Here is an 18,884-nt window from a genome sequence, read left to right as displayed (position 1 = left end):
GATGGAGCGCCAGGCCAGCCTTAGCGCACCATCATCAGTTCCTGGAGCAGGCGGCTCCCGAAGTAGGCCATGGTAAGCAGAAAAGAGCCGGCAAAGCTGAACCAGACCACGCGGCGGCCACGCCAGCCCTCGTGATAATGGCCCCACAGCAGCACGATATAAACAAACCAGGCCATGATGGACAGCACGGCCTTATGCACGTTCTCTTTGCTAAACAGGTTGTCCATATACAGCAGACCGGTACACAGCGTCAGCGTCAGCAGCACCACGCCGATCTGGGTGATATGAAACATCTTACGCTCAATACTCATCAGCGGCGGCATATCGGCACTGAAACTGAGTTTTTTGTGTTTCAGCAGATAATCAAGCCAGGCGAGTTGCAGGGCGTACAGCGTAGCAATAATCAGGGTGGAGTAAGAGAACAGCGCCAGGCCGATATGCACCATCAGCTCCGGGCTGGCTTCCAGATGGGTGATAAACTCCCCAGGCAGAAAGCTGGCAAACGCCAGGTTGATCATGGCAAAGCTGTAGACGATCGGCAGCAGGAACCAGCCGCGATCGCGAGAGGCGACGTAGGTCATCACCGAACAGATAATCAAGCCAACGATGGAACCGATGTTTAGCAGGCTAAGATTTTGCCCGGCGCTGACGTCAAAAATGCGCTGCTGGAGAGCAATGGCATGGCAAACCAGCGCCACTACGGCCGAGACCAGTGCCAGCCGACGGTATGCGCTATTCTTCCGCAACAAACTGGGAATGATCAGTCCAAGGCTGAGCAGGTAGGCCATCAAAGCCACAAGAGAGAATACTGGCATAGCGTTATTTAGCATCGGCATGGTTAATTGGAATGCCAGTATAGCGTTGAGCGGCCCCTACTCCAACCAATCTCCAACGCTGAGGCAGAGATCGTTGTAGCAACGTGTTATAATCGCCGCAATTGTGTCGCCACTGCGGCCTGACTCTTACGTTGAGCATGAGACGATGTTTGAAAATTTAACCGATCGATTGTCGCGCACCCTGCGCAATATCAGCGGCCGCGGGCGGCTGACCGAAGAGAACATTAAAGAAACCCTGCGTGAAGTGCGTATGGCATTGCTGGAAGCGGACGTTGCGCTGCCGGTCGTGCGTGACTTCATCAACCGTGTAAAAGAGAGCGCGGTTGGGCATGAAGTTAACAAAAGCCTGACGCCGGGCCAGGAATTCGTCAAAATCGTCAAGAGCGAGCTGATTGCCGCGATGGGCGAAGTGAACACCGAGCTGAACCTGGCGGCGCAGCCACCGGCGGTGGTGCTGATGGCCGGCCTGCAAGGTGCGGGTAAAACCACCAGCGTGGCCAAGCTCGGCAAATTCCTCAAAGAAAAGCAGAAGAAAAAAGTCTTGGTGGTTTCTGCCGACGTGTATCGCCCTGCGGCGATCCGGCAGTTGGAAACCCTGGCGGAAGGCGTCGGCATCGACTTCTTCCCGTCAGACGTTAAAGAAAAACCGATCGACATCGTTAACCGTGCGCTGCAACAGGCCAAGCTGAAGTTTTACGACGTACTCATCGTCGATACCGCGGGCCGCTTGCACGTAGATGAAGCGATGATGGACGAAATCAAACAGGTACATGCGGCGATCAAGCCGGTTGAAACCCTGTTTGTGGTCGATGCCATGACCGGCCAGGATGCGGCCAACACCGCCAAGGCCTTTAACGAAGCGCTGCCGTTGACCGGCGTAGTGCTGACCAAGGTCGATGGTGATGCGCGCGGCGGTGCGGCGTTGTCTATTCGCCACATTACCGGCAAGCCGATCAAATTCCTCGGCGTGGGCGAGAAAACCGACGCGCTGGAGCCATTCCATCCGGATCGCGTGGCCTCACGTATTCTCGGCATGGGCGACGTGCTGTCGCTGATCGAAGATATCGAAAGCAAGGTTGACCGCGCACAGGCGGAAAAACTGGCTAGCAAGCTGAAGAAGGGCGACGGTTTCGATCTGACCGACTTCCTCGACCAACTTAAGCAGATGCGTAATATGGGCGGTATGGCCAGCATGCTGAGCAAACTGCCGGGCGCGGGCCAACTGCCAGACAACGTCAAATCGCAGATGGATGACAAAGTGCTGGTACGCATGGAGGCGATCATTAACTCAATGACGCTGAAAGAGCGTGCCAAGCCGGAAATTATCAAGGGTTCACGCAAACGTCGTATTGCGATGGGCTCCGGCATGCAGGTGCAGGATGTTAATCGGTTGTTAAAACAATTCGACGATATGCAGCGCATGATGAAAAAGATGAAAAAAGGCGGAATGGCGAAGATGATGCGTGGCATGAAAGGTATGATGCCGCCGGGCTTCCCAGGCCGTTAAAACCACGCCGCAGCAAGGCTGTGGCGGGTTTGCCGATTTACCAATCACGGTAAAACCTGTCCGAGAGCGTGATGGTGCAAAAACGAATTACCGGCAATCTACGCTTTAGATTGCTTTTTGCGCCAAAATGAGTAAAATTTTCGGGCTTTTTATATTGCAACCGGGCCCCGTCCCTCAATGGGGCCCGGCTGTTTTATTAACTAAAGAGGATGTTATGGTAACAATTCGTTTGGCACGTGGCGGCGCTAAAAAGCGTCCGTTCTATCAAGTAGTAGTGACCGACAGCCGCAATGCTCGTGATGGTCGTTTCATCGAGCGTGTAGGTTTCTTCAACCCAATCGCATCTGGTCAGGCTGAAGCACTGCGTCTGGACCTGGATCGCATTGAGCACTGGGTTGGTCTGGGTGCTACCGTTTCTGATCGCGTTCACGCGCTGATCAAAGACGCTAAGAAAGCAGCTTAATCTGTCGCGGTGGTGGCAATGAGCAAGCAACTCAAACCGGTAGCACCTAAGCAGCCGATTGTACTCGGTAAGATGGGGTCTACTTACGGCATCCGTGGTTGGCTCAGAGTGTTTTCATCCACCGAGAACGCCGAAAGCATATTTGACTATCAGCCCTGGTTAATCCAGCGCTCTGGTCAGTGGCAGTTTGTCGAGTTGGAAGACTGGAAACGCCACAGTCAGGATCTGATCATCAAGGTCAAAGGCATTGACGATCGGGATGCCGCGAATTTACTGACCAATTGCGAAATTGTCGTAGATTCCGAGCAGTTGCCTCCGCTGGAAGGCGATGATTACTACTGGAAAGACCTTATGGGCTGCCAGGTAGTCACCACTTCCGGATACGAACTGGGTAAAGTCATCGATATGATGGAAACCGGTTCTAACGACGTAATGGTCGTGCGGGCAAACCTGAAAGATGCATTCGGTATGAAGGAGCGGTTGGTCCCGTTTCTTCATGGGCAGGTTATCAAGAAAGTCGATCTCGCCGCCAAGATTATCGAGGCTGAGTGGGATCCTGGTTTTTGACCTCCGGATTTAATGGTCGAAGCAAGTGGAATAACAAAATGGGGATTGGCTGGTGTTCATTGGTATCGTAAGCCTGTTTCCTGAGATGTTTCGCGCAATCACCGATTACGGGGTAACTAGCCGGGCAGTAAAAAATGGCCTGCTGAGCGTGCAGTGTTGGAGTCCGCGTGACTTCACCTACGACCGGCATCGTACCGTGGACGATCGCCCTTATGGCGGCGGCCCGGGAATGCTGATGATGGTGCAACCCTTGCGGGAAGCTATTCATGCAGCAAAAGCAGCGGCAGGCGAGGGAGCAAAGGTGATTTATCTGTCACCTCAGGGGCGCAAGCTGGATCAAACCGGTGTGCGCGAACTGGCGGCTAACCAGAAGATGATCCTGGTGTGTGGCCGCTACGAAGGGATAGACGAGCGCGTGATCCAAACCGAAATTGACGAAGAATGGTCAATCGGCGATTACGTTCTCAGCGGCGGTGAACTACCGGCAATGACACTGATCGATTCGGTCGCCCGCTTTATACCGGGTGTTCTGGGCCATCAGGCTTCGGCAGAAGAAGATTCTTTCGCTGAGGGATTGCTGGACTGTCCGCACTATACCCGCCCGGAGGTGTTAGAAGGGATGGAGGTTCCGCCAGTTCTGCTGTCGGGCAACCATGCCGAGATACGTCGCTGGCGCTTAAAGCAGTCGCTGGGCCGTACCTGGCTTAGAAGACCTGAACTTCTAGAAAGCCTAGCTCTGACTGACGAGCAAGAGGTGTTGCTGGCCGAGTTCCAACGGGAACATCGAGCTAAGTAACAGGACTATGAAGGGAACGTCTGAGCGTTGTCTCGACGAGACCGATATATCAGTTTACCTAGGGTAAGAGACATATTATGAGCAACATTATTAAGCAAATTGAACAAGAGCAGATGAAGCAAGACGTACCTGCATTCCGTCCGGGTGATTCCGTGGAAGTGAAGGTATGGGTCGTTGAAGGTACCAAAAAACGTCTGCAGGCATTCGAGGGCGTGGTTATCGCTATTCGTAACCGCGGTCTGCACTCTGCATTCACTGTTCGTAAGATTTCCAACGGCGAAGGTGTTGAGCGTGTATTCCAGACTCACTCCCCAGTAATCGACAGCATTACTGTTAAACGTCGTGGTGCCGTTCGTCAAGCCAAACTGTACTACCTGCGTGAACGTACTGGTAAGTCTGCTCGTATCAAAGAGCGTCTGAACCGCGTTAACTAACGCTGCATCCAATAGTTAATAGTTATAAGGGGATTACCGTCATGGTAATCCCCTTTTTTCATTACATCGCAGCGGCGCGTTGTTTGCTTTCTTGCGGGTGTGGCTGCGCAGGAATGATGTCGCCGGGTGAAACGATGACCCGGGCCACGGATTCATGGGTGGCAAAGGTACAACTGCAGTTAATGTTACGGCATTGATGATAGCGTTCTTTGGTCGACTCGCTCAGATAGCGGCTGGAGCGAGTGTGTGCCACGCTACCGCACAGTGGACAATGCATCATAGAGACCCCCTCTTGATAAAACGGTGAAAAACTATTCGTCAGCAATGCTCGAAAAAGTTACTGAGCGAGCTGTTCTTTCCCTGGGAAACTGGTGGTGTTCGGCGTGCTGAGGCCTTTTAGGCACAGCTCACGTTCGGCGGCCCGGCGGCGTTCCAGCCCGCGGTTTTTGACGCCATTGACATAAATCCAGCGCGGTAACTGATCGCAAGCCTGCTGCCATTGGCCATGGTGAAGAAAATAAACCAGGGTAGAGCGGCAGGCGGCCCCGGTACCGACGTTAAAGGCAAACGCCATGACGGCATCATAAGTGGCCTGGGGCATTTGCTGTGGCAGACAGGCCGCCATGCGGCTCTCTACCCGGCGGATATCTTCCAGCAGGTTTTCCGCCGCTTGCACTGGGGTGATGGACTTACCTGGAATAACGCCAGCCGTATGGCCGACACCTTGCGTCCAAACCCCTGCTGCGCATTGATACGGGGTTAACTGGCACCCCTCAAAATCGGCAATCAGGTACAGCCCTTGTTCGGACGTTTTAATTTGATTGGCCTGCGGCAGCAGCATGGCGATCGCCAGAATGGCCAGGGCGCTGCAACGCTTAACGATTGAGCTCATCAAAAAGTCTCCGTGCTGCCGCATCGCGTTCGATGCTTTTGAGGATCTCCAGACTCTTGCGTCTGTAGTACCAATTAACCAGGAAGGTGCCGATCCCGACGGCCGCGCCGATCAGAAACGCAACATCCTGCGGCGAGAGCTTGCCTAGCCAGGCGAGAAACAGCGCCGCGGAGTAGGTAATGAATGAAGTTAATCTCTCCATCCTATTAACCCCGCATCTGCTTTCGCAGCGGGTTGTTTTGTAGGATAACGCGACTGTCGGCCACGATAAGCGGGTCGATACTGGCCTCATTTGCCGGGTTTATCATGGTTTTTACCTTAGCTATAATTACTGTATATGCATACAGTATTAATCAAAATGCTAAAGTCGTCAAGCGGGGATAGGACTATTTTTAGCAAAATGGTCAATATGATAATGGACATAAAAAAAGCCCATTAATTATGGGCTTAGAGGAGGGCTGTGCGGAGCTGTAAGACGAGATTACAAACCGTACACCAGCGTTACTGACGTCGTGGTATCGGTATTTTTCGGTGCCGAGGCAGGTGGTTTGGTGTTGTAGACCACCGTGTAGGCCAGCCGTAGGGCGAAGTCGTTATTGATGGCGACGTTTAACGCGGTTTCGGAGTTAACGGTGGTTTCGTCGTTCGCCAAAGCGGATAGACCTTCGGATAGGCGGGCCGTGTCTGTCAGCCTGTAGGAATAGTTGGCTGCGCCATAGGCCAGGGCGCGGGTGGTACGGCCACCGCCGTGGTATTCATCATGACGAACGCCTGGGCCGAATTCGACACGTAGGTCCTGGCGCGGGTCGCTAAAGATCTGGCGCCCGTAACCTCCGGTCAGCGTAGAGCGTGAATCGTACCCGTTGTAACGATCGTTCAACCAGCCAACCTGGCCAAACATATAATTACGAACTGTCAGATTATAACGGGTACGGCCACCGGCCTGGTATTTCTCCGAGGAGCGTACGTTGGAGGAGGTGGTGTTGTTCGCCGAACCCCACAGGCTGTAAGCCGTATCGCTGTTAAACCAGGTCATGGTGGTGTTGGCCAACAGGGTCGAGTTCTGTGTGTTGCCTGACTGGGCGTTATAGCCAGCCTGAACGTTACCATCAAACGGCTTTTTGGCGGTGGCTGGATCGTCCATCGCGGTGAAGAGGGTATTGTCGGCGAACACGGAAACACTGGTGAAGGCGGTCAAGCAGCTAAAAAACAGCGGAATGGCGCGACGAGCGCGTAAAGAGAGCATTTTGGATCCAGTAGTTAAGTGTGATTATAAGTGATAGCGGTCACATTATATCGATTCGCCGAGGGGACAAAAATAGGCCTGGTTAGCTTATGTTTTTAGTTTAAACAGGGGACTTATGCACTTTTCGTCTAGTGATACCGTTGGCTTTTTGCGGCGGTGTTAGCAGCGGCAACGGGGATCGCCCGTTGCCAGCAGAAACGTGATTAAAGGAAGGTCATCACCAGCAGATAACCGGTGATGCAGGAGCACAGCACGCCGATCAGGCCAGGGATGATGAAGCTGTGGTTAATGATGAATTTACCGATGCGAGTGGTGCCAGAGCGGTCAAAGCCGATGCAGGCCAGATCGCTTGGGTAAGTGGGCAACACGAAGTAACCATAGGCCGCCGGGAAGAAGGCCAGCAACATTTTAGGCTCGACGCCTAACTGCAAGGCCATGGGTGCAACGGCGGCCAGAGCAGCGGCCTGGCTGTTCACCAGTTTGGAAACCAGGAACAAGACGATGGCATAAGTCCAGGGCTGGCTTTTCACCACGTCTTCCAGCACCACCTTTAACTCCCCCATATGTGCCTGGAAGAAGGTATCACTCATCCATGCCACACCGAATACCGAGAAGATGGCGACCATTCCCGCTTTGAATACGGCACCGTTGGCGATATCGCTAGGTTTGACTTTACAGCCCATCAGGATCACGGCACCGGCGATCAGCATCATCATCTGGATCACCAGATTCATCGACAGCGGTTTCAAGACACCCTTGGCATCGGCAAAGGAAGGACGCAGATCGGCAAAGGCACCGAGCATAACCACGATAGCGATAGCGCCGAAGAAGATCAGCGTTGACCAGTAAGCCTGCTTGGGAAATGTTTGATTGAGCAGGGTTTCGGTGCCGCCATAAATATAGGCGCGCTGCTCCGGATCCTGGATCCTGGCCTGGAAATCCGCATCCTTATCCAGATCTTTGCCGCGGCGCAGGCTCCACAATGCTGCCATCAATACGCCGACTAGCGAAGCCGGGATAGAAACGGCCAGGATCTCCAGCAGCGAGTAGGCTTTACCGATCCCATGACCGGCAGCGATGATCGAAACCAGTGATACTACGGCCACGGAAACCGGGGATGCGGTGATAGCCATCTGTGAGGCGACAGAGGCGACGGCCATAGGGCGTTCTGGGCGGATCCCTTTTTTGATGGCGATATCAGAAATGATCGGGAACATGGTGTAGACCACGTGGCCGGTACCGCACAGGAAGGTCAGCGTCCAGGTGGTAAAAGGGGCGAGTAAGGTGATGTGTTGTGGGTGGCGGCGCAGTAGCCGCTCGGCATATTGCATCATGACATTCAGACCGCCAGCGGTTTGTAACACCGAGGCACAGCCGATCACCGCCAAAATGGTGAGCATGACATCTACAGGGGGTTTGCCTGGTTCCAAACCGAATATAAAGCACAGCAGAAATAAGCCAATACCACTTATTAAGCCTAACCCCATACCGCCAAATCGGGTGCCGACTAATAGGCAGATAATAATAATTGCGAATTGCAATGTGATCATGAGAGTCCCTTGTCAGAAAGAAATAACTGCTAACGCCCATCGCTCCTCAATGCAGGCAGTACGGGCTCTGTCTTCGCAGAGTAACCCTAAAGAGGTGTGAGCGATTTATGCCATAGTTATTTATTTGGCGAGGGATAACTGTGAGATCCCGCAATATTTATTCAATAGAGTGACTATTATTTCTTATATAGATTCAAATGAATAAAGAATGAAAATCAATTGCCAGTTAAATGTATGACAATTGTTTTATAGTTGTTTAATTTAGCGATGGATGGGGCCGGTTTGCCAAGGAGCTTGTTGGCTACGCGGGCGCGGCATGCAGTGCCACTACACGCCGAAGAGGTGGTTTTTTGATCGCACCAGGGCCAATGAGTAATCTATTTTTGTGTTCATTTTTGTTTACGGCCTGTGATTTTCAGGGAGACTGCTGTTGGTTGCTCTTCGCTGTGTTTTATTGGTGATTTAATTTTTTATTTAAATAAAACAGTTTGTTAAGTTGTTTTTTATTTCCTGTTGCCGATGATTTCCTTCGCTGTTTATGGTGGTAATTTTTTATTTACAGTAAATGGATTGAAAACTTTACAATGAGTGGTTAAGGTAGCACCTGTAACGCTCAATGTTTTCACTACGCACACGCATAACGGCAAACGACAGGAATAGGATCATGCAAAAAGACGCGCTCAACAACGTACATATCAGTGCAGAACAGGTTCTGATCACCCCGGAAGAGCTGAAGAACCAGTTCCCACTCAGTGCCAACGATGAAACGGAAATCGCGACGGCCCGCCAAACCATTGCCAATATCCTTAAAGGGCAAGATCACCGTCTGCTGGTGGTCTGTGGGCCATGTTCGATCCACGATCCCGATGCCGCGCTGGATTACGCGCGCCGTCTGAAAACCCTGTCGGCTGAATTGAGCGATCAGCTGTATATCGTTATGCGCGTCTATTTTGAAAAACCAAGAACCACCGTCGGCTGGAAAGGCCTGATCAACGATCCGTATATGGATGGATCCTTTGATGTAGAAGCGGGTTTGCACATTGCGCGTCGCCTGCTGCTGGATCTGGTCGGTATGGGCCTGCCGTTGGCGACCGAAGCGTTGGATCCGAACAGCCCGCAATACCTGGGCGATCTGTTCAGTTGGTCGGCGATCGGTGCGCGTACTACAGAATCTCAGACGCACCGTGAAATGGCTTCCGGCCTCTCAATGCCAGTGGGCTTCAAAAACGGTACGGACGGTAGCCTGGGCACGGCTATCAACGCAATGCGCGCTGCATCCATGGCGCACCGTTTTGTCGGTATCAATCAGGCTGGCCAGGTTTGCCTGCTGCAAACCCAGGGTAACCCAGACGGCCATGTGATCCTGCGCGGTGGTAAAACGCCTAACTACAGCGCTGAGCACGTTGCCGCCTGCGAAAAACAGATGCAGGATGCGGGACTCCACCCGTCCTTGATGATAGATTGCAGCCATGGCAACTCAAATAAAGACTATCGCCGTCAGCCAGCGGTTGCCGAATCCGTCGTTGAGCAGATCAGAGCGGGTAACCGTTCGATTACCGGCATCATGCTGGAAAGCAATCTGCACGAGGGCAGCCAGTCTTCTGAACAGCCGCGTGTGGATATGCGCTACGGCGTATCGGTGACCGATGCCTGCATCAACTGGGAAAGCACGGAGACGCTGCTGCGCCAAATGCATCAGGAACTCGGCGCTGCGCTGATGGCACGCACTGGAGAGTAGTGAGTTATGGTGGCTGAACTGACCGCATTGCGCGATCAAATTGACGAAGTGGATAAAGCGCTGCTGGCCCTGTTGGCGAAACGCCTGGAGTTGGTGGCGGAAGTAGGGGAAGTCAAAAGCCACTACGGTTTACCGGTTTACGTACCTGAGCGGGAGGCGGCAATGTTGGCCTCTCGCCGCCAGGAAGCGGAAAGCCTCGGCGTTCCGCCAGATTTGATCGAAGACGTGCTTCGCCGCGTGATGCGCGAATCCTACACTAGCGAGAACGATAAAGGCTTCAAAACGCTGTGCCCACAGCTGCGCCCTATCGTCATTATTGGCGGTAATGGCCAGATGGGCCGCCTGTTTAACCGGTTGCTTACGCTGTCGGGTTATCAGGTCAAAGTGTTGGATCAAGAGGATTGGCCGCAGGCGGATAGCCTGCTGGCAGATGCCGGTATGGTGATTGTCAGCGTGCCGATCCATATTACCGAGCAGGTGATCGCCCAACTGCCGCCGCTGCCGCAGGACTGTATTCTGGTCGATCTGGCTTCGGTGAAGAACCGACCGTTACAGGCGATGCTGGCCGTACACGGCGGCCCGGTACTGGGATTGCACCCAATGTTCGGCCCGGATGTTGGCAGCGTGGCCAAACAGGTGGTGGTGTACTGCGATGGTCGTCAGCCAGAGGCCTACCAGTGGTTGCTGGAGCAGTTGCAGGTTTGGGGCGCGCGTTTGCATCGTATCAGCGCCGTCGAACACGATCAGAACATGGCCTTTATCCAGGCGCTGCGCCACTTTGCTACTTTTGCTTACGGCCTGCATCTGGCCGAAGAGAACGTACAGCTGGAGCAGTTGCTGGCGCTCTCTTCGCCGATCTATCGGTTGGAACTGGCAATGGTGGGGCGGCTATTTGCTCAGGATCCGCAGCTGTACGCCGATATCATCATGTCTTCTGAAGACAACATTCATCTGATCAAACGCTACTATCAGCGTTTTGGTGAGGCGATCAAGTTACTGGAGCAGGGCGACAAGCAGGCCTTTATTCAAAGCTTCCAGAAGGTGGAACACTGGTTTGGTGATTATGCCCAGCGCTTCCTGGTTGAGAGCCGTTCTTTGCTGCGCCAGGCGAACGATAGCCGTCAATAATAGATGAAAAAGGGTTCGGCATAGCCGAACCCTTTTTGTTACTTAAGACGGATTGACCGGCACCACGTTTTCGCTTGGATAACAGCCCAGAACTTTCAGCGAGCGGGTGATCGGTGTCAGCCCTTTCAACGCCTTCTCCATCGCCACAGAACGCAGGTTAGCCTGCACATCAATGTAAAACATCTCTTCCCACGGGTTACCGTTGATCGGGCGTGATTCCAGCTTGGTCATGATGATGCCATTGTCACGTAGCACCAACAGAGCTTCCACCAGAGCACCGGATTGTTGACCGGTGGCCATGATCAGCGTGGTTTTGGCCGGAACCTGCTCGGAAACCTCTATCGCCTTACGCGCCAGAATAATGAAGCGAGTGATGTTCTGCTGCTGGTTAGCCAGGTTATGTTCCAGTACCTGCAGGTTGTACAGCGCACCACCGGCCTCGCTACCCAACGCCGCAGCTTTTGGCGAGTTCAGCTTGGCGACCTTCTCCATCGCGGCGGCGGTGCTTTCGCAATACTCGATCTTCCAGTGTGGATAGCGGTTCAAATACTGGCTGCACTGCTGGAAAGGTTGCGGGTGGCTATAGACGGTTTCGATCTGCTGCAGATCGGTGTCGCTGGCTACCAGCACGCAGTGATCGATCGGCAGGGTTAACTCACCCACGATCGACAGGCTGGTATGTTGCAGCAGGTCGTACACATCGTTGATAGAGCCGGAGCTGGTGTTCTCGATGGGCAAAATGGCGTAATCCGCCTGGCCGGTTTCCACCTGAGTAAAGATGTCCTGGAATTTCTGACAGCCGCATTCGATGAGCTGATCGAAATGGCGGGCGGCGTACTGGCGGGCGGCCAGATGTGAGTAAGAGCCTTTTGGCCCCAGGAAGGCAATGCGCGCGGAATGTTGGCTAGTCTGGTTAAGCTGGTGCTGCAACAGGGCCTGCTGGGTCAGCACGGAGTCTTCGATAATCAGCTGGAACAGGCGAGTGACGTAAAAACCATCGAGGTCATAAGGTTTGGCCGCGCTGATCAAGGCGTCCAACAGATCGCGCTCACGCTCTTTATCGCGGATCGGGCGGTGCGAATGCAGTTTGGTTTTGCCCACTTCCACCGCCAGTTCACGGCGCTCTGCCAGCAGGGCCAGCAATTTCATATCCAGTGCGCTGATGCGTTCGCGCAGCACGAGTAACGGGTTATCAGTCATAATCAGCTTTGCCTTGTATTCTTCTAATCCCGTCGTCTTGCAAGCCGCAGCTTGAAGCCCAGCGGGGCGGGTTGTCAAATAGCCATAAAAAAAGCCCCCTGCTTGAGGAGGCTTGTTTGTTCGTCTTCGCATTCTTTCTCACACGACGAAACGCCTCCCAATCAGGGGAAGGTAAAAAAGAATGCGAAGAAAAACGGTTTACGGCTCATGGCGTTCCAAAATGTGTATAAATCAGGGGTTAAAGTAACCGCTGGCTTTTCATTGTGTCAATAGAAACCGGCAGACAAAAAACGCGCCCTCGGGCGCGTTTGATGTGAAACAATCACTTGCAGAGTTATTCCTCTTCTTCCTGCGTGATTACCGGAGCCAGGTCTTTCACGCTGGCATAAGCGCGGCGTGCCTCGCTTTTGTGTTGTACCTTGTTCAACTGACGCTCAAGTTTGGCAATCAGGTCATTAACGGCGGTATACATGTCTTCATGTTTAGCGCTGGCAACCAGCGGACCGTTAGGTGTGGTAATGGTGGCGTCGACGGCAAACCCTTTAGGTTCTTTAGATAAGACGATGTGTGGGTTGATCAACTGCGCCTGCCACTTTTCCAGTTTACTGAGACGGTCTTCGACATGATTACGGATTGCGGGGGTGATATCCATTTGTTTGCTGGTAATGTTGAGTGTCATATAACTTACCTCTCTGTCTTTCCGTCTTGGATAGATTCAGCATACCGCTCTTTTTGCCGAAATGCGTGATGGAAAACACAAATTTTTGTCACTTTTTGCAAAGTTAGTTCAATCTGTGATTTAGCGTCTGAAACTGCCATCTAACGCTTGAGTCTTGGCAGCAGAACGCGCATTATCGATAGGTTAACCGGTGGTGCAGCCTTGCTAACACCGTGTTTTTGCTTGTGTATTTATCCTGAAAATGGCTGAATTTGCAGCAAATGAAAACGGCAGCCGAAGCTGCCGTTTTGTTTTTGTGCCCATCTCAAAGACTCAAGACGCGTTGGCGGCGATGATTTTCGCTACCTTGTCGGCCTGAGCATTCAATTGCAACTGGCGATAGGCGTTTTCCATCAGCGGCAGCGCATCGCGCGTCGCTTTGGTATCCGGGAATTCACGCATCATCTGCTCAACGCGATTAACTACCGCGACGTAAGCGCCACGTTTAGTGTAGTATTCCGCCACTGAGAGCTCGTACTTGGATAGACGGTCCTTCAGGAATACCAGACGCTTGTAGGCATCGGTCGCGTATTGGCTGTTCGGATACTGCTGGATCAGTTGGCTGAAGTCGCGGAATGCGGCGCGGGCATGCTGTGGATCGCGGTCAGAACGGTCAACCCCGAAGAAGCCTTGCAGTGCACTGTCATCCAACGCCATATCTGTCAGACCGCGCATGTACATGACGTAGTCGATGTTCGGATGCGTTGGGTTCAGACGCATAAAGCGATCGATAGAGGCCTGTGCCAAAGGTAAATCGGCAGATTTATAGTAGGCATAAATCAGATCCAATTGGACCTGCTGAGAGTACGGCCCGAATGGATAGCGGTTATCTAACGCTTCGAGTTGCGTAATCGCGCCCTTAAAGTTACCGTCCTGCAGTTTTTGCTGGGCAGTAGCATAGATTTCCGAAGGCGGGCTGTCGGGAACCGTATCCTTGGATGTGGAGCAACCTGCCAGCGCCAGGCTCAACGTGGCTGCCGCCACCAGATATTTCATACGCGTCATGACGTTTAGATTATCCTCAGGGTGTTATTTTGGGAGACTGTCCGTTAAGCTCCCGACAAAAGACCAGTTACAATAGCACATTATATTAAACGGCATCGCCGTGAAAACCCAACGTTAACGAAGAAGCTGCATATGGCACAACAAGTACAACTCACCGCAACGGTGGCCGAAACTCAACTCGGACAACGTTTAGATCAGGCTTTGGCCGAATTGTTCCCTGATTATTCAAGATCTCGCATAAAAGAATGGATCCTGGAAGACAGGGTACAGGTCAATGGCAAAACGATAAACAAGCCGAAAGAGAAGGTACTGGGGGGAGAGACGGTCGCCATTGATGCACAGATTGAAGAAGATGCCCGTTGGGAACCGCAAGACATCCCGCTGGATATCGTCTATGAAGACGCCGATATTCTGGTGATCAACAAGCCCCGCGGCCTGGTGGTGCACCCGGGGGCGGGTAATCCGGATGGGACGGTGCTTAATGCATTGTTACATTATTTCCCGGAGATTGCCGACGTACCGCGTGCCGGTATCGTTCACCGTTTGGACAAAGATACCACCGGCCTGATGGTGGTTGCCAAAACCGTTCCGGCGCAAACCCGGCTGGTTGAGGCATTGCAGGAGCGTGAGATCACCCGTGAGTACGAAGCGGTAGCGATCGGCACCATGACCGCGGGTGGCACGGTGGAGCAACCTATTGCCCGCCACTCCACCAAACGGACTCACATGGCTGTGCACCCAATGGGCAAACCTGCGGTGACCCATTACCGCATTATGGAACATTTCCGCGCCCATACCCGTTTGCGCTTGCGCCTGGAAACCGGCCGTACGCACCAGATCCGTGTGCATATGGCGTATATCGACCATCCGCTGGTGGGCGATCAACTCTACGGTGGCCGTCCACGTCCGCCAAAAGGGGCGTCAGAGGCCTTTATCAACACGTTGCGCGGCTTTGACCGTCAGGCACTGCACGCAACCATGTTGCGCCTGTATCATCCGATCAGCGGTATCCAGATGGAATGGCATGCGCCAATCCCACAGGATATGGTCGATCTGATCAACGCGCTGAAGCTCGATACCGAAGAATTCAAAGATCAGATGAATTGGTAATGAGTTCGCTGATTGTACCCGATTGGCCGCTGCCTGCAGGGGTAACAGCCTGCAGCTCCACTCGTCATGGCGGTGTCAGCCTTCCTCCCTACGACTCGCTGAATCTGGGTGAGCACGTTGGTGATGATGCACAGGCCGTGGCGCGTAACCGCCAATGTCTGGTCACGGCCGCTGGCTTGCCGCAGATGCCGCTATGGCTGGAGCAGGTACATGGTACTCGTGTACTGACGCTGGATGGCCAAACGCCTGAAGATTTGCGCGCCGATGCGGTTTACAGCAATGTGGCCGGGTTGGTCTGCGCAGTGATGACGGCGGATTGCCTACCGGTGCTGTTTGCTTCACAAGCGGGGGATGAAGTTGCCGCCGTGCATGCCGGTTGGCGTGGCTTATGTCATGGCGTGCTGGAAAATACCGTGGCGCGCTTTGCTGCCGCACCAGAAAACATCACTGCCTGGCTCGGCCCGGCAATCGGCCCAAGCCGGTTCGAAGTTGGGGCTGAAGTGCGTGCGGCATTTATGGATATTGATAGCGCCGCCGCCGCCGCTTTTACTCCCCACGGTGAAAAATTCCTCGCAGACCTCTATCTTTTGGCTCGTCAGCGCCTGCAAGGTGCTGGTATTTTCGCCATTTATGGCGGTAATCGTTGCACAATGAACGAAATGAGTCATTTTTTCTCCTATCGGCGCGACGGAACAACCGGACGTATGGCAAGTTTGATCTGGGTGAGATAACCTACTGCCCTAGGACGATCCACTGATGCATGACGTTGTACTCATAATATAGTGTCGAGATAACCTTGAAAATTTGAGGGATGACCTCATTTAATCTCCAGTAGCAATTTTGACCTACATTGGAGGTGTTATGCGTCTGGATCGTCTTACTAACAAATTCCAGCTTGCCCTCGCCGATGCCCAGTCTTTGGCCCTTGGGCGCGACAATCAATTTATTGAACCGTTACATCTGATGAGCGCCCTGCTCAATCAGGATGGGGGCACGGTTCGCCCATTACTGACTTCTGCCGGGATTGATGCTGCGCGAGTGCGTACCGACATCGATCTGGCATTATCTCGTCTGCCGCAGGTTGAAGGTACCGGTGGGGATGTTCAACCCTCACACGAACTGGTACGCGTCCTCAACCTGTGCGACAAGCTGGCGCAAAAGCGGGCAGACAAGTTTATTTCATCCGAGCTGTTTGTGCTGGCGGTGCTTGAAGATCGCGGTAACTTGACCGATCTGCTGAAAGCTGCCGGTGCCACAGCGGACAAAATAGCCAAAGCCATTGAACAAATGCGAGGGGGAGATAGCGTGGATGACCAAGGTGCTGAAGATCAGCGTCAGGCTCTGAAAAAATACACTATCGATCTCACTGAGCGTGCGGAACAGGGCAAGCTTGACCCGGTGATTGGCCGTGATGAAGAGATCCGTCGCACCATTCAGGTGCTGCAACGCCGTACCAAAAACAACCCGGTACTGATTGGTGAGCCTGGTGTCGGTAAAACCGCCATCGTTGAAGGCTTGGCTCAGCGTATTATCAACGGCGAAGTTCCCGAAGGGCTGAAGCATAAACGCGTGCTTTCCCTGGATATGGGCGCGTTGATTGCCGGTGCGAAATACCGGGGCGAATTTGAAGAACGCCTGAAGGCGGTGCTGAGCGATCTTTCCAAACAGGAAGGCAGCGTCATCCTGTTCATCGATGAGCTGCATACCATGGTGGGTGCCGGTAAAGCCGATGGCGCGATGGATGCTGGCAACATGCTCAAACCCGCGCTTGCCCGTGGGGAACTGCACTGCGTAGGGGCGACCACGCTAAACGAGTATCGCCAGTATATAGAGAAGGATGCTGCGCTGGAGCGCCGCTTCCAGAAAGTCTATGTCGCGGAACCGAGCGTGGAAGACACCATCGCCATCCTGCGTGGCCTGAAAGAACGCTATGAGCTGCATCACCATGTGCAGATCACTGACCCGGCGATCGTAGCAGCGGCGACATTGTCGCACCGCTATGTCTCCGACCGTCAGTTGCCGGATAAGGCCATCGACCTGATCGATGAGGCCGCCTCCAGCATTCGTATGCAGATGGACTCCAAACCGGAATCGCTCGATCGCCTGGAGCGCCGCATCATCCAGTTAAAACTGGAAGAGCAGGCACTGAACAAAGAATCGGATGACGCCAGTAAGAAACGCTTGGAAATGCTGAGTAGCGAGCTGGAGCAGAAAGAGCGCGAATACTCAGAACTGGAAGAAGAGTGGAAAGCGGAAAAGGCTTCGCTGTCTGGTACCCAGAATATCAAGGCGGAACTGGAGCAGGCCAAGATCACGCTGGAGCAGGCGCGCCGCGTAGGTGACCTTGGGCGCATGTCTGAACTGCAGTATGGCAAAATCCCTGAGCTGGAAAAACAGCTTGAGGCGGCCACGCAGGCAGAAGGCAAGACCATGAAGCTGCTGCGTAACCGCGTTACCGACGCCGAAATCGCCGAAGTGTTGGCGAAAGCGACCGGTATCCCGGTGGCCAGAATGCTGGAAGGTGAGCGCGACAAACTGCTGCGTCTCGAGCAGGAACTGCACTCACGGGTGATTGGCCAGGATGAAGCGGTGAACGCGGTGTCCAATGCCATTCGCCGTAGCCGTGCCGGTCTTTCCGATCCAAATCGGCCGATCGGTTCATTCCTGTTCCTTGGTCCTACCGGGGTGGGTAAAACCGAGCTGTGTAAGGCGTTGGCTGGGTTCCTGTTCGACAGTGATGACGCGATGGTGCGTATCGACATGTCCGAGTTTATGGAGAAACACTCCGTATCGCGGCTGGTGGGTGCGCCTCCAGGCTACGTCGGTTATGAAGAGGGCGGTTATCTGACAGAAGCGGTGCGTCGCCGTCCGTATTCAGTGATCCTGCTGGATGAAGTGGAAAAAGCGCACCCAGACGTGTTCAATATCCTGTTGCAGGTGTTGGATGACGGACGTCTGACAGACGGTCAAGGTCGTACCGTGGATTTCCGTAATACTGTGGTGATCATGACCTCTAACCTGGGTTCCGATCTGATCCAGGAGCATTTCGGTCAGATGAGCTATCCACAGATGAAGGAATCGGTCATGGAGATGGTGAGCCAACATTTCCGTCCGGAATTCATCAACCGTATCGACGAAGTGGTGGTGTTCCATCCGCTCGGTCAGAAACATATCGCGCAGATTGCCAAGATCCAGTTGGCACGTCTGTACCAGCGTCTGGAAGAGCGCGGCTACGAAGTCAGTATTACGGAGCCAGCTTTGGAACTGCTGGGCAAAACCGGTTACGACCCTGTGTATGGTGCGCGGCCGTTGAAACGCGCTATCCAGCAGGAAATCGAAAACCCGCTGGCACAGCAAATCCTGTCTGGCAAGTTGATCCCAGGCAAACCGGTGACGCTGGACGTGGAAAACGACCATATCGTTGCCAAGCAATAAAAGTTGTTGTTGGTAGCTATATAGAAGGGGGGCGGTTTTTACCGCCCCCTTTTCTTTGGCTTTAGCCTGGTTGACGGGTTTTCTTCGAGCAAAACGCTTAAAACCTTCCTTTTTTGCTCAATAAATACCCACAAATGACGTTTTGGCTTGTTTTTTGAACGCTTGAAAAGTTTTTTGAATTTAGGGGTTGCGCCCTTCTGAGAACTCCCTATAATGCGCCTCCACTGACCGGGAACAACGACGAACAAGTCGCCCAGCC

21 protein-coding genes and 1 other annotated feature are annotated in these 18,884 nt (G+C 53.4%); of the genes, 10 read left to right on the top strand and 11 right to left on the bottom strand.

Annotated features, from left to right (window positions below; all coding sequences use genetic code 11):
• Positions 1–20: 20 nt before the first annotated feature.
• Positions 21–815 (bottom strand): cytochrome C assembly family protein, encoded by a 795-nt coding sequence (locus AC6HVW_RS16750; RefSeq protein ID WP_024530732.1) that lies wholly within the window; start codon positions 813–815, stop codon positions 21–23.
• Between the two features lie 166 nt (positions 816–981).
• Here AC6HVW_RS16750 and ffh point away from each other — a divergent pair, with 166 nt between their 5' ends.
• From ffh to rplS, 5 genes are all read left to right on the top strand, one after another.
• Positions 982–2,343, top strand: coding sequence for a signal recognition particle protein (ffh, locus tag AC6HVW_RS16745; protein ID WP_021182183.1), 1,362 nt, complete (start codon positions 982–984; stop codon positions 2,341–2,343).
• A 214-nt stretch (positions 2,344–2,557) separates the two neighbouring features.
• Positions 2,558–2,806, top strand: coding sequence for a 30S ribosomal protein S16 (gene rpsP, locus AC6HVW_RS16740; protein WP_004932501.1), 249 nt, complete (start codon positions 2,558–2,560; stop codon positions 2,804–2,806).
• Between the two features lie 18 nt (positions 2,807–2,824).
• The gene (rimM, locus tag AC6HVW_RS16735) at positions 2,825–3,373 is read left to right on the top strand and encodes a ribosome maturation factor RimM (protein ID WP_021182184.1); all 549 of its coding nucleotides are present in this window, start codon (positions 2,825–2,827) and stop codon (positions 3,371–3,373) included.
• A 52-nt stretch (positions 3,374–3,425) separates the two neighbouring features.
• Entirely contained in the window at positions 3,426–4,169 is a 744-nt protein-coding gene (gene trmD / locus AC6HVW_RS16730; protein ID WP_021182185.1) for a tRNA (guanosine(37)-N1)-methyltransferase TrmD, read from the top strand.
• Between the two features lie 77 nt (positions 4,170–4,246).
• Positions 4,247–4,603 carry a 50S ribosomal protein L19 gene (gene rplS / locus AC6HVW_RS16725; protein ID WP_024485183.1) on the top strand — a complete coding sequence of 119 codons (357 nt, stop codon included), beginning with the start codon at positions 4,247–4,249 and terminating at the stop codon, positions 4,601–4,603.
• 61 nt (positions 4,604–4,664) lie between these two features.
• Here rplS and AC6HVW_RS16720 read toward each other — a convergent pair whose 3' ends face one another.
• From AC6HVW_RS16720 to AC6HVW_RS16700, 5 genes are all read right to left on the bottom strand, one after another.
• Positions 4,665–4,883, bottom strand: coding sequence for a DNA-binding transcriptional regulator (locus AC6HVW_RS16720; protein ID WP_021182189.1), 219 nt, complete (start codon positions 4,881–4,883; stop codon positions 4,665–4,667).
• Positions 4,884–4,940: 57 nt separating this feature from the next.
• Positions 4,941–5,495: a lysozyme gene (locus AC6HVW_RS16715; protein ID WP_071682367.1), complete on the bottom strand. Its 555-nt coding sequence runs from the start codon at positions 5,493–5,495 to the stop codon at positions 4,941–4,943.
• Entirely contained in the window at positions 5,479–5,697 is a 219-nt protein-coding gene (locus AC6HVW_RS16710; protein ID WP_021808134.1) for an HP1 family phage holin, read from the bottom strand. The genes AC6HVW_RS16715 and AC6HVW_RS16710 overlap by 17 nt, the downstream gene beginning before the upstream one ends.
• A 279-nt stretch (positions 5,698–5,976) precedes the next feature.
• Positions 5,977–6,741, bottom strand: coding sequence for a DUF481 domain-containing protein (locus tag AC6HVW_RS16705; RefSeq protein WP_071682366.1), 765 nt, complete (start codon positions 6,739–6,741; stop codon positions 5,977–5,979).
• 203 nt (positions 6,742–6,944) lie between these two features.
• Positions 6,945–8,291 (bottom strand): anaerobic C4-dicarboxylate transporter, encoded by a 1,347-nt coding sequence (locus AC6HVW_RS16700; RefSeq protein ID WP_021182193.1) that lies wholly within the window; start codon positions 8,289–8,291, stop codon positions 6,945–6,947.
• 664 nt (positions 8,292–8,955) lie between these two features.
• Between AC6HVW_RS16700 and AC6HVW_RS16695 the strand changes: the two genes are divergently transcribed.
• On the top strand, positions 8,956–10,029 hold the full coding sequence (locus tag AC6HVW_RS16695; protein WP_021182194.1) for a 3-deoxy-7-phosphoheptulonate synthase: 1,074 nt from the start codon (positions 8,956–8,958) through the stop codon (positions 10,027–10,029).
• Between the two features lie 6 nt (positions 10,030–10,035).
• Complete coding sequence (gene tyrA, locus AC6HVW_RS16690; RefSeq protein ID WP_021182195.1) at positions 10,036–11,157, top strand: bifunctional chorismate mutase/prephenate dehydrogenase; 1,122 nt, start codon at positions 10,036–10,038, stop codon at positions 11,155–11,157.
• 42 nt (positions 11,158–11,199) lie between these two features.
• On the opposite strand, the gene pheA is transcribed toward tyrA, so the two are convergent.
• The 4 genes from pheA to bamD form a co-directional block, all read right to left on the bottom strand.
• The gene (pheA, locus tag AC6HVW_RS16685) at positions 11,200–12,357 is read right to left on the bottom strand and encodes a bifunctional chorismate mutase/prephenate dehydratase (protein ID WP_021182196.1); all 1,158 of its coding nucleotides are present in this window, start codon (positions 12,355–12,357) and stop codon (positions 11,200–11,202) included.
• Between the two features lie 84 nt (positions 12,358–12,441).
• Positions 12,442–12,567, bottom strand: a sequence feature (Phe leader region).
• The gene (pheL, locus tag AC6HVW_RS16680; protein WP_192958309.1) at positions 12,519–12,566 is read right to left on the bottom strand and encodes a pheA operon leader peptide PheL; all 48 of its coding nucleotides are present in this window, start codon (positions 12,564–12,566) and stop codon (positions 12,519–12,521) included. (Overlaps the previous feature by 48 nt.)
• 124 nt (positions 12,568–12,691) lie before the next feature.
• Positions 12,692–13,036 (bottom strand): ribosome-associated translation inhibitor RaiA, encoded by a 345-nt coding sequence (raiA, locus tag AC6HVW_RS16675; protein WP_021182197.1) that lies wholly within the window; start codon positions 13,034–13,036, stop codon positions 12,692–12,694.
• A gap of 312 nt (positions 13,037–13,348) precedes the next feature.
• Positions 13,349–14,080, bottom strand: a complete 732-nt coding sequence (gene bamD, locus AC6HVW_RS16670; RefSeq protein WP_021808131.1) for an outer membrane protein assembly factor BamD — start codon at positions 14,078–14,080, stop codon at positions 13,349–13,351.
• A gap of 132 nt (positions 14,081–14,212) precedes the next feature.
• Here bamD and rluD point away from each other — a divergent pair, with 132 nt between their 5' ends.
• The 3 genes from rluD (at position 14,213) to clpB (ending at position 18,625) form a co-directional block, all read left to right on the top strand.
• On the top strand, positions 14,213–15,190 hold the full coding sequence (gene rluD, locus AC6HVW_RS16665; protein ID WP_021182199.1) for a 23S rRNA pseudouridine(1911/1915/1917) synthase RluD: 978 nt from the start codon (positions 14,213–14,215) through the stop codon (positions 15,188–15,190).
• Positions 15,190–15,921, top strand: a complete 732-nt coding sequence (yfiH, locus tag AC6HVW_RS16660) for a purine nucleoside phosphorylase YfiH (RefSeq protein WP_497569558.1) — start codon at positions 15,190–15,192, stop codon at positions 15,919–15,921. Before rluD ends, yfiH begins: the two co-directional genes overlap by 1 nt.
• Positions 15,922–16,051: 130 nt before the next feature.
• The gene (gene clpB, locus AC6HVW_RS16655; protein ID WP_071682365.1) at positions 16,052–18,625 is read left to right on the top strand and encodes an ATP-dependent chaperone ClpB; all 2,574 of its coding nucleotides are present in this window, start codon (positions 16,052–16,054) and stop codon (positions 18,623–18,625) included.
• Positions 18,626–18,663: 38 nt separating this feature from the next.
• On the opposite strand, the gene AC6HVW_RS16650 is transcribed toward clpB, so the two are convergent.
• Positions 18,664–18,884: hypothetical protein (locus AC6HVW_RS16650; RefSeq protein WP_497569557.1), on the bottom strand; the 221-nt coding region annotated here is incomplete at its 5' end.

The sequence above is a fragment of the Serratia sp. NCCP-200 genome (assembly GCF_059697885.1).
Note: the sequence above shows the minus strand (reverse complement) of the source record. Positions and strands in the feature narration are given on the sequence as shown.

What these genes read in the sequence shown, in the direction of transcription:
- AC6HVW_RS16710 (WP_021808134.1), bottom strand. Translation starts at nt 5,697, where the DNA reads ATGGAGAGATTAACTTCATTCATTACCTACTCCGCGGCGCTGTTTCTC.
- ffh (WP_021182183.1), top strand. Translation starts at nt 982, where the DNA reads ATGTTTGAAAATTTAACCGATCGATTGTCGCGCACCCTGCGCAATATC.
- rpsP (WP_004932501.1), top strand. Translation starts at nt 2,558, where the DNA reads ATGGTAACAATTCGTTTGGCACGTGGCGGCGCTAAAAAGCGTCCGTTC.
- AC6HVW_RS16720 (WP_021182189.1), bottom strand. Translation starts at nt 4,883, where the DNA reads ATGATGCATTGTCCACTGTGCGGTAGCGTGGCACACACTCGCTCCAGC.
- bamD (WP_021808131.1), bottom strand. Translation starts at nt 14,080, where the DNA reads ATGACGCGTATGAAATATCTGGTGGCGGCAGCCACGTTGAGCCTGGCG.
- AC6HVW_RS16695 (WP_021182194.1), top strand. Translation starts at nt 8,956, where the DNA reads ATGCAAAAAGACGCGCTCAACAACGTACATATCAGTGCAGAACAGGTT.
- AC6HVW_RS16700 (WP_021182193.1), bottom strand. Translation starts at nt 8,291, where the DNA reads ATGATCACATTGCAATTCGCAATTATTATTATCTGCCTATTAGTCGGC.
- yfiH (WP_497569558.1), top strand. Translation starts at nt 15,190, where the DNA reads ATGAGTTCGCTGATTGTACCCGATTGGCCGCTGCCTGCAGGGGTAACA.
- AC6HVW_RS16715 (WP_071682367.1), bottom strand. Translation starts at nt 5,495, where the DNA reads ATGAGCTCAATCGTTAAGCGTTGCAGCGCCCTGGCCATTCTGGCGATC.
- AC6HVW_RS16750 (WP_024530732.1), bottom strand. Translation starts at nt 815, where the DNA reads ATGCCAGTATTCTCTCTTGTGGCTTTGATGGCCTACCTGCTCAGCCTT.
- rluD (WP_021182199.1), top strand. Translation starts at nt 14,213, where the DNA reads ATGGCACAACAAGTACAACTCACCGCAACGGTGGCCGAAACTCAACTC.
- rplS (WP_024485183.1), top strand. Translation starts at nt 4,247, where the DNA reads ATGAGCAACATTATTAAGCAAATTGAACAAGAGCAGATGAAGCAAGAC.
- clpB (WP_071682365.1), top strand. Translation starts at nt 16,052, where the DNA reads ATGCGTCTGGATCGTCTTACTAACAAATTCCAGCTTGCCCTCGCCGAT.
- tyrA (WP_021182195.1), top strand. Translation starts at nt 10,036, where the DNA reads ATGGTGGCTGAACTGACCGCATTGCGCGATCAAATTGACGAAGTGGAT.
- rimM (WP_021182184.1), top strand. Translation starts at nt 2,825, where the DNA reads ATGAGCAAGCAACTCAAACCGGTAGCACCTAAGCAGCCGATTGTACTC.
- pheA (WP_021182196.1), bottom strand. Translation starts at nt 12,357, where the DNA reads ATGACTGATAACCCGTTACTCGTGCTGCGCGAACGCATCAGCGCACTG.
- AC6HVW_RS16705 (WP_071682366.1), bottom strand. Translation starts at nt 6,741, where the DNA reads ATGCTCTCTTTACGCGCTCGTCGCGCCATTCCGCTGTTTTTTAGCTGC.
- raiA (WP_021182197.1), bottom strand. Translation starts at nt 13,036, where the DNA reads ATGACACTCAACATTACCAGCAAACAAATGGATATCACCCCCGCAATC.